This window comes from Paenibacillus albidus, from assembly GCF_014644435.1.
GTDB classification, from domain to species: Bacteria; Bacillota; Bacilli; order Paenibacillales; family Paenibacillaceae; genus Paenibacillus_AQ; species Paenibacillus_AQ albidus.
The window spans coordinates 1-8,808 of record NZ_BMKR01000073.1 but is presented as its reverse complement, the minus strand read 5'-3'; the positions used below and the strand labels follow the sequence as shown (position 1 = coordinate 8,808).

The following is an 8,808-nucleotide window of genomic DNA, read 5'->3' as shown; positions in this document are numbered from 1 at the left end:
AAACTGGCAGAAAAGGTTTGTGAGTTTGAAAAGCTACCGCGTAGCGGTTTAGTTCAACATAACATTTACGCTGCGAGCCGGCTTTGCCGCCCCATGGTCCCGGAAGGTATGAAGCGAAGAAGCATATGCCGGGACACACCGACTACGTCGGCGTCGTAAATGCGGGAACGTTAACTGAAATCGGCTGGGTAAAGATAAAAGAACTAAAGAGACTAAAAGGGCTAACAAAACATAAAGGACTGTCAAGACGGACAAGACTTATAAAGATCGAAAACCTATAAAGTTCGAAAAAACCTATCAAGACCGAAAATAAATCAAGACCGAAAAACCTATAAAGACCGAAAAACCTATAAAGTTCGACAAGACATATAAGTGCTATATTTGGAAGCAATCTCGAAGAAGAGCCAACATCAGTTAACATTACATTTACGCTGCGGGTCGGCATTGCCGTCCCTTGGTCCCGGAAGTTAAGGAGCAAGGAAGCATATACCGGGACACACCGACTACGTCGGCGTCGTAAATGCAGAAACGTTAGGTGAAATCTCTGCAACAATTTGAACCCAATATTAAGTATAATCGAAGAAGAATAGTGTGTGGGAGAAGGAGTTGGGGAATTGTTACATTTGACTTGTACATATTTAATTGTGAAGGATATGGAAAAATCAATTTCATTTTATGAAGCAACCCTGGGGGTCAAAGCACAATCTAGGAACATAAAGAGGTGGGCTCAATTTGATTGTGGAAATACCTTAGCACTGTGGAATCCTGAATATGATCTCGAGCTAATAAGAAACAACGAAAATTTAGAGGAACATTTCAACGATGAGTATTTATTATTTAAGCAGAATAACAAAATAAACTACGGAAATAATGTCATATTGAATTTTAATGTACCAGATCTTAAGAATGAATATGAACGAATTAAGTCATTGAATATTGGTAGACTAACAGAAATTTTGTACATAAATATAGTTCAACCCTATTATTGCTTTATGCTTGAAGATCCGGATGGAAATATGCTTGAGATAACTGGACCATATAACAAACAATAGATAAGAAGAATATTGTAAGTAATCCGAAGAAGGCAGAGACATCACCTAACATCGCATTCAACGCAGCGGGCTGGGACAAGCCCAACCCTTGGTCCGGAAGAGGCATTTCGGAGAAGCGGATTCACCGGACACATTCAACTGGCTAAGTGGCGAAGCCACCCGGACCTACGGTCCTTAAGCCGCTTGAACGTCGTGAATGCGGGAACGTTAGGCGAAACCGCTTAAGATTATTATGTAGTAATATCTCGGGAGTGTTTATTAGAGGGGGATATCATGGAGCAATTAGAATTATATCCAATTGAATTATATGGATTAGTTCAATCCGTCATTGGACCATTTCAATTAATAAATAATTATAGACCTAAGAGTACGAGAACTGGGGTATGGAAGATCAGTTCTAATTTCGATAATAAATTTTATTATTTGAAGACTTATACTAGAAAACAGAGATGGCACCCTGAAGTTTATGCTTATAATAACTGGGTTTACCACTTGAAGCCATATGTACCGGAATTAATCAAAGTTTTCGAGGGTGATGGTTGGCAATCAATATTAATTACATCAATTGCTGGAACGATCATGAGAGAAACAGAATTGGATTTTGATGCCGTTGATGCCGCTTACTTTAAGGCTGGTGAACTAACGAGATCAATACATAACTCGCGAGCTGGGGAATGGTTTGGCCGACCCGATAAAGATGGAAATCCAATTGAGTTGTTTCATCATAGAGATCCCGTTAACTATGTTAATAACTCAATCAGTGATATTGCAAGTAAATGCATACAAGAAGGGTTATTAGAACCTTCGGAATTTGAATTATTGGAATGGGCACTTCAGAATGTGGATGCTTTTGAACATACAAAACCTGTCCCTATAAGTTGGGATTCAACTCCTGGGAATTGGTTAGTTGATGAAGATGGAATTTTTACTGGAATGATCGACTTTGAGAATATGCTGTGGGGCATAGATGTGGACAATTTCTCTATATTATTTGAGAGATATTTCACGGGCAATGAATCAGCCATGAAAGCTTTTTTCAAAGGCTATGGTCTTGAAGTAATTAAGGAGAAGAACATACAAATAAAAATTTGCTGCATAAAGATGGCAATGAGTGATATCTATTGGGGAACCCAAAATAACTCACCAAGAGTTAGAGAGTATGGAAGGAATCTAATGAATCAAATATATAATAATAGATTAATAAACTTGTGAGTTGTTCGAAGAAGAAGCGGCATCACCTAACATCGTATCTACGCTGCGGTTCTTACGAACCTTGGTCTGCAAGAGGGATTTCTAGGATGCGGATTCAGCAGACAACCCTGCACCTCCTAACCGCGTCGCGGCCAGTCGCTTCGCTCCTTTAAGGTGGTGAGGATTCGTAGATACCCAAACGTTAGCTGAAATCAACCGAAAACATAAAAAAACCATAGATCAATATATGACCCATGGATTCGTATGTCATTTTTTTTCAAGACCTTATTCAACATCATAACAAATCAGTAATTATAAGTCTATATTTTTTTTGAGGATTAATTTACCATCTTGTTATAAGATGATGAATGGAGATGGTAAAAATGCTCAAAGAAATATTTGTTAATAGTGCAATGACTTATGAATATCCCCCGGATGGGGGGACAATACCGATTATAGACCCGTATGATGGATGTACAATTGGATGTCCTTATTGTTTCCAATTAGACGATGAGACTTGGAATACTAACTTGAATGTTAAACTTAATATTTCAGATGTTTTGCAAAAAGAACTTATTCAATGGAATAAAGAAGATACTGTGTACTTGGGTAGTAAGTGTGATCCTTATATGGAGATAGAACGGAAATATCAATTAACAAGAAAATGTTTACTTGAATTAAGTAAGTTAAATTTGAAATGTATGGTTACAACTAAAGCCGGATCAAAACTTATTTTTAGAGATATTGATGTAATAAAACCTATGGGGAACAAATTTACTTTACTTTTAGGATTATCTAACCTACAACAGTTGAGTAAGATCGATGATTATACTCTTATGAGTAATATACAGACAGCAAATCAGTTACACCGAATGGGAATTACTGTATGGGTATTTATTACTCCGATTTTACCTGGTATTACAGATATAGATTTAATGATTAACGCAATAGATCAAGACATTCCTGTATTTTTAGATAAGGTTAGATTAAAACGAAACACTAGACCAGCACTAAAGTTGGAACGTTTCATCGACAATCATTACCCTCATTTAGCTAAGACTTACAAAGACATAATATATAATAATACGGATGTTTACTATGAAGATATTAAAGAAAAGTGGGGTAAAACTGAGAGAGTAAAGTTTGTATTCGAGTCGAGTAATTAATAATTATGATAGTATTTCGAGAAGCGGTTGACTTCAGCTAACATCGCATTCACGCTGCGGGCCGGCAAGCCGTCCCTTGGTCCGCACCGAGGGATATCGGGGAAGTTGGATCAGGCGGACAATACTGCACTGACTAAGTGCGCAAGCGCACCTGGCCTTACGGCCTTAAGTCAGTGAGTATTCGTGAATGCAGAGAACGTTATATGCAATCGAGAAAACCTATATTAAAGATCTATTTTGCCATTACCAATTATTAGGGGTAGTGGTATATTTGTATAAAGCGTTATACATAATCAAATCTAAACGAACCGAAGGGATGATAAGAGCGGAAAAGACTATAAATCGAAGAAACTGCTATAAACACGATAAAGTCAGAACCTCTATAAAGATGAACAACACAAGGAACGATTAGAATAAAGGCTAGACAAACCTAGGCAAAGATTGAACAAACCTATAAAGATTGAAGAAATGTGATTAGATCACTCGAAGAAGTCTCGACAGCATATAACATAACATTTACGCTGCGAGCCGGCTTTGCCGCCCCTTGGTCCCGGAAGGTATGAAGCGAAGAAGCATATGCCGGGACACACCGACTACGTCGGCGTCGTAAATGCGGGAACGTTAGATGAAAGACTTGCAAATTAAAAGTAACCAATCTTTAAAACACACTACAAGACAGAGGAAAAGGATGTTGTTATAGATGAACGTAGAGCCAATTACTACAGAAAGACTTTTTTTAATACCCTTTACAAGAAAGATTGCTAACGCTATATTAGATGGAAATTTAGAAGAATTAGTAAGTATGGGCTTTTGCTTAGGGGAAGGATGGCCTGATGAAGATGCTATTGAGACCATTCCCAAGATACTAAGAAATTTGGATTTAGTAAAAGAGCCAACAGGGTTTGAGTCGTGGATGATAATCAAGAAAGATAGAATGACAATCATTGGTGATACAGGATTTAAAGGGATACCTAATTCGAAGGGAGAGATTGATATTGGTTATGGAATAATAGAGCAAGAACGAAAGAAAGGCTATGGAATTGAAGCAGCTCAGGGCTTAGCTGACTGGGCATTTTCAAAACCGGAAGTAACAGCAATTACTGCAAAAAGTTTAATAAATAATATCGAATCCGCAAGAATATTAGAAAAAATGAAGTTTGAGAAAATATCAAGAGACGACGAAATGATATATTGGCATTTAAGAAAGAAGATTTGAATGCTATTTCAAGGTAGGCAAGCCCTTCATCTAACACCATATTCACGCATCGGGCCATTCGGCCCTCGGTCCGGCAGAAGTAAGAAGTGGAGTCGGAGAGGCATTTCAGCAGCGGGGAAGAATATTCAGCCGGGCACACCCGCACCACCTAACCACATCGCGGCCGGTCCCGTTGGGACCTTAAGGTGGTGGGGCGTCGTGAATACATGAACGTTATCAGAAAGAATGCAAAGAAATATATAAATTGAGAGGATAACATTCATAATGACTACTAAAAAAATAAAAATCAAGAAGATAGTCGCATATATTGGTATATTTGTTTGTTTATTATTAATACTGATGATCTCGATCGCATTCAATTCCATACCAAGTGATAGGGTGGAAATGCCGACAGGTAAATATAAAGTAGGCAGTGTCTCTTATCATTGGAAAGATACATCACGTAAAGAACTATATACAGAAGATCCTGACGATTTCCGCCAATTAATGGTTCAACTTTGGTACCCGGCTAAAAAAGATACAAAAGGTAAGAAAATGACATATTTTGCAGACTATAATGAACTTAAACCTCTCAGTACTAAGATAAAATTTTGGAAAGAATATCTATACAACAATAAAGAAACTCATTCGATAATTAGAGCTACTATTGCTGAAGATCAAGGGACATTTCCAGTTATACTGTTTTCGCATGGATTAGGGAGTAATCGATTTTTTAGCACTTTTCAGTTTGAAGAACTTGCAAGTCATGGATTTATAGTTGCTAGTGTTCAACATACATTTTTTTCAAATAGTGGAACACTCTTTGCTGATGGAACGAAGTTATTAAAGAATATAAGTATACCTGCCGACTATCAAGAAGCTGGTTTACTTATAAGGGACATCTGGTCGAAAGACAGCTCATTTGTTTTAGATCAGATTATTAAATTACATGATATGGATCCAGAAGGTATTTTTGTAAACAAAATCGACAAAAGTAACGTTGGTATAATGGGGCATTCTTTTGGAGGGGCAAATGCTGCGTATGTTCTCTATGCGGATAACAGATTTAAGGCGGGAATTAATCTCGACGGCTTTCCTTATGGTGCAGAACCCATAAGCCAAGGGCTAAAGCAACCATTTATGTGGATGCACACCGAAAGGCTAAGTTTATTGGAACATTCTAAAGAATACTTAGAACAAGAGATTGAAACTGCAAAACGGACGGGACAATCAGTAGAACGGATATTGAGTTATCCAAAAGAATATAGGATGAGAATGAATAATATTTTAAGTAATGGTGGCTACGATATTACAATTAAGAACACAAATCATAATAGTTTTATTGACAATCTAAATCCGAGTAACGTGACCGATCAGATTAAACAAAATCATTTATTGATAAACAAATATACAGTAGCTTTTTTTAATAAATATTTGAAGAAACAAGATAACAATATCTTAGACAAGATTGATAATAATCAAATAGAAATAAAAATCATTGAAGAGAAATAACTTGATCGTAGATTCAATGAAGGCATTCCCATCTGATAACACCGTATTCACGCTGCGCGGCTGAAGCCGCTTGGTCTGCCGAGGTATTTCGAGGAAGTCGTATCAGGCAGACAACCCTGCACTGGCTAAGTCCGTCGGACCCGCCGCTGCGCGGCTTAAGCCAGTGAGGGTTCGTGAATACAACAACGTTATACGAAAACTTGCTAACCCTATTAAAAACCAACAATTTTAGAAGGAGACTTCAAAATGATAAAGCAAGAACAACCACAAAAGTACCACGTGCTGGCTCGAGGAGTCATATTAACCGATAACCATCTTTTAGTTGCCCATTGCATAGGAATGGATAACACATTTTTACCAGGAGGACATGTTGAGTTTCATGAAAGTATTAGAACCTCTTTGTATAGAGAGATAAATGAAGAACTTGGTTTAATAAGTGAAGTCGGGCCGTACATAGGAGCAGTAGAAGCTGAACACGAAGATGAAGGAACATATCATCAAGAGATAAATCATGTTTTTATTACTAAATTAGAAAACGCAGATTATAGAAAGAATCCAGAATCAAAAGAGAGCCATTTAGAATTTTATTGGATACCCATAAATGAGATGGACCGACATAACCTTCTTCCTCAACCAATGAGAAAGATTATTGAAAACTATATAAATGATATTGAAGGGCCCTTTTTCGAAAGTACATTCGAAGAGGTTTAGTGAGGTTTTTCGATGAAGAGCAAGTCTTCGTATAACACAACATTCACGCTGCGGGCTACGCCCTTGGTCTGCTGAAGATAATACGGAGAAGTGGATTCAGGCAGACAACTCCTGCGAGGCTAAGTCTTCGACCCAGTCGCTACGCTCCTTTAAGCCTCTCGGGTTCGTGAATGCGGAAACGTTATAAGAAATTGACGCAAGTCAAATAAATTAGGGGGAATGTTGCATGGCAGTATTCAAAGTAATACCAGATCGAACTAATTTATATGGTTCTATTTCCGCCGAGTTTGATCCTATATTAATAATCAATTCCGGAGATACAGTTCAATATTCATGTTTCGATGCTGGTTGGGGTACTCCCTCAGATGAGGGGAAGAGAATAAAACCCTATGAGAAACGAAAAGAAATAGATTGGGGGCATGCACTACTTGGGCCTATACAAATAATAGAAGCAAAAAAAGGGATGACACTTGAAGTAAGAATAAATGAAGTTATCCCTGGTCCTTATGGATTTACATCTGCTGGTCAATATCCGAACTGGCAGAATCAGAAACTTGGTTTAATCGAAGAAAAGGAAATTAATCTTCAATGGGAATTGAACAATAGGAACATGATCGGAAACACAGAAATAAATGGGCGAACATTTTCTGTGGGGTTGAAACCTTTTATGGGAATATATGCAATGCCACCAGAAGAGAAGGGGATTCATATTACATGGCCTCCTCGATTTTGTGGTGGAAATATTGACTGCAAGGAATTAACAAAAGGAAGTGTTTTATATCTCCCAATTCCAGTAGATGGTGCATATTTTTTTGTTGGAGATGGCCATGCTGCACAAGGTGACGGCGAAATTAGTTGTCAAGCGATCGAATGTCCCATGGAATCCGTAGAACTAACTTTTACAGTCAATAAAGACATGAAACTTGAGTTACCGATTGCCAATACTCCTAGTGGGTGGATTAGTTTTGGATTTCATGAAGATTTGAATGAAGCTACTGTTCAAGCTATGGACGGTATGTTAAACCTAATGGGTAATCTTTTTGATATAAATAGGGTAGAAGCTATTGCATTAGGAAGTGCGGTAGTTGATTTAAGAATTACTCAGGTAGTTAATGGAGTCAAAGGGGTTCATGCTGTGCTTCCTCATGGTGCATTAAGATGAATAGTAAATATTTAGTATAATCAGAGAAGGCGTCAACATCATATAACAATGCATTCTTGCTGCGTCGCTATCGCTCCTTGGTCGCCGAGAAGATTTTCGGAGAAGTGGAATCAGGTGACACATTCAACCAGCTAAGTCTAACGACCCGTTCCCTTTGGTCACTTAAGCCGCTTGAACGTCAGGAATGCCAAACGTTATACGCAATTACCGAAAGTACATAAATAGGGGGATACTATGACTCATGATTTTTATTGTGATGAAGTTCTAAATGGAAAAACACAAGTTAACAAGGTGATAGAGACTGAAATTGTTCTTGCTTATCACCATACCAGACCTTTCTATGAACATCATATTGTAGTAATTCCCAAGGTTCATGTACAATCATTAATTTCTGAAGAAGAAGATAACAATGAGAATTTATTATTGGAATTAATGAAAGTAATTAAAAGAGTTGCGTCGGAAATGACATTAAAAACCGGATCTTCAAAGATTATTACAAACTTAGGAACATATCAAGATTCAAAACATTTGCACTGGCATGTTGTGAGTGGCGAGAAGATCAGATAAAAAAATATTTTGTGAGTAAATCATAAGAAGTCGGCAACAACGTATAACACTCTGGATTGGTTGCGCAGTTGCCCGAAAAAAAGACCTTCATAACCACTAATGAAGGACTTTAGTGTCGTAATCATATGGGCAGAAAAGCTGTGCGGCAATTGCGCAAATCCCTGTTGAACGAAGCCGCGGGTACGTGCTAGCCTATGGGCTTTGTTATTTATTTCTATCTCTCAGTGGAGCATAAAATAGGAAATCCACGTT

General features: G+C 37.8%; 9 protein-coding genes. All 9 read left to right on the top strand.

Going from position 1 to position 8,808, the window contains the following annotated elements; genetic code table 11:
• The first annotated feature begins 593 nt into the window (after window positions 1-593).
• The 9 genes from IEY53_RS34115 (at window position 594) to IEY53_RS34075 (ending at window position 8,556) form a co-directional block, all read left to right on the top strand.
• Window positions 594-1,052: a VOC family protein gene (locus IEY53_RS34115; RefSeq protein ID WP_229696523.1), complete on the top strand. Its 459-nt coding sequence runs from the start codon at window positions 594-596 to the stop codon at window positions 1,050-1,052.
• Between the two features lie 273 nt (window positions 1,053-1,325).
• Entirely contained in the window at window positions 1,326-2,264 is a 939-nt protein-coding gene (locus IEY53_RS34110; RefSeq protein WP_189032716.1) for an aminoglycoside phosphotransferase family protein, read from the top strand.
• A gap of 347 nt (window positions 2,265-2,611) precedes the next feature.
• On the top strand, window positions 2,612-3,409 hold the full coding sequence (locus tag IEY53_RS34105; RefSeq protein WP_189032714.1) for an SPL family radical SAM protein: 798 nt from the start codon (window positions 2,612-2,614) through the stop codon (window positions 3,407-3,409).
• 700 nt (window positions 3,410-4,109) lie between these two features.
• The gene (locus IEY53_RS34100; RefSeq protein ID WP_189032712.1) at window positions 4,110-4,625 is read left to right on the top strand and encodes a GNAT family N-acetyltransferase; all 516 of its coding nucleotides are present in this window, start codon (window positions 4,110-4,112) and stop codon (window positions 4,623-4,625) included.
• Window positions 4,626-4,889: 264 nt separating this feature from the next.
• Window positions 4,890-6,116, top strand: a complete 1,227-nt coding sequence (locus IEY53_RS34095) for an alpha/beta hydrolase family protein (protein WP_189032710.1) — start codon at window positions 4,890-4,892, stop codon at window positions 6,114-6,116.
• A 246-nt stretch (window positions 6,117-6,362) separates the two neighbouring features.
• Window positions 6,363-6,827: an NUDIX domain-containing protein gene (locus IEY53_RS34090; protein ID WP_189032708.1), complete on the top strand. Its 465-nt coding sequence runs from the start codon at window positions 6,363-6,365 to the stop codon at window positions 6,825-6,827.
• Between the two features lie 226 nt (window positions 6,828-7,053).
• A complete protein-coding gene (locus IEY53_RS34085) occupies window positions 7,054-7,989 on the top strand; it encodes an acetamidase/formamidase family protein (RefSeq protein ID WP_189032706.1) in 936 nt (311 codons plus the stop codon).
• A 56-nt stretch (window positions 7,990-8,045) separates the two neighbouring features.
• Window positions 8,046-8,210 (top strand): hypothetical protein, encoded by a 165-nt coding sequence (locus IEY53_RS34080; protein WP_189032704.1) that lies wholly within the window; start codon window positions 8,046-8,048, stop codon window positions 8,208-8,210.
• A 13-nt stretch (window positions 8,211-8,223) separates the two neighbouring features.
• Window positions 8,224-8,556 carry an HIT domain-containing protein gene (locus IEY53_RS34075; RefSeq protein ID WP_189032702.1) on the top strand — a complete coding sequence of 111 codons (333 nt, stop codon included), beginning with the start codon at window positions 8,224-8,226 and terminating at the stop codon, window positions 8,554-8,556.
• Window positions 8,557-8,808 lie beyond the last annotated feature (252 nt).

Bases quoted from the DNA above. Each gene is read 5' to 3' on its own strand.
- IEY53_RS34105 (WP_189032714.1), top strand. From the start codon at position 2,612: ATGGAGATGGTAAAAATGCTCAAAGAAATATTTGTTAATAGTGCAATG.
- IEY53_RS34110 (WP_189032716.1), top strand. From the start codon at position 1,326: ATGGAGCAATTAGAATTATATCCAATTGAATTATATGGATTAGTTCAA.
- IEY53_RS34100 (WP_189032712.1), top strand. From the start codon at position 4,110: ATGAACGTAGAGCCAATTACTACAGAAAGACTTTTTTTAATACCCTTT.
- IEY53_RS34095 (WP_189032710.1), top strand. From the start codon at position 4,890: ATGACTACTAAAAAAATAAAAATCAAGAAGATAGTCGCATATATTGGT.
- IEY53_RS34090 (WP_189032708.1), top strand. From the start codon at position 6,363: ATGATAAAGCAAGAACAACCACAAAAGTACCACGTGCTGGCTCGAGGA.
- IEY53_RS34075 (WP_189032702.1), top strand. From the start codon at position 8,224: ATGACTCATGATTTTTATTGTGATGAAGTTCTAAATGGAAAAACACAA.
- IEY53_RS34085 (WP_189032706.1), top strand. From the start codon at position 7,054: ATGGCAGTATTCAAAGTAATACCAGATCGAACTAATTTATATGGTTCT.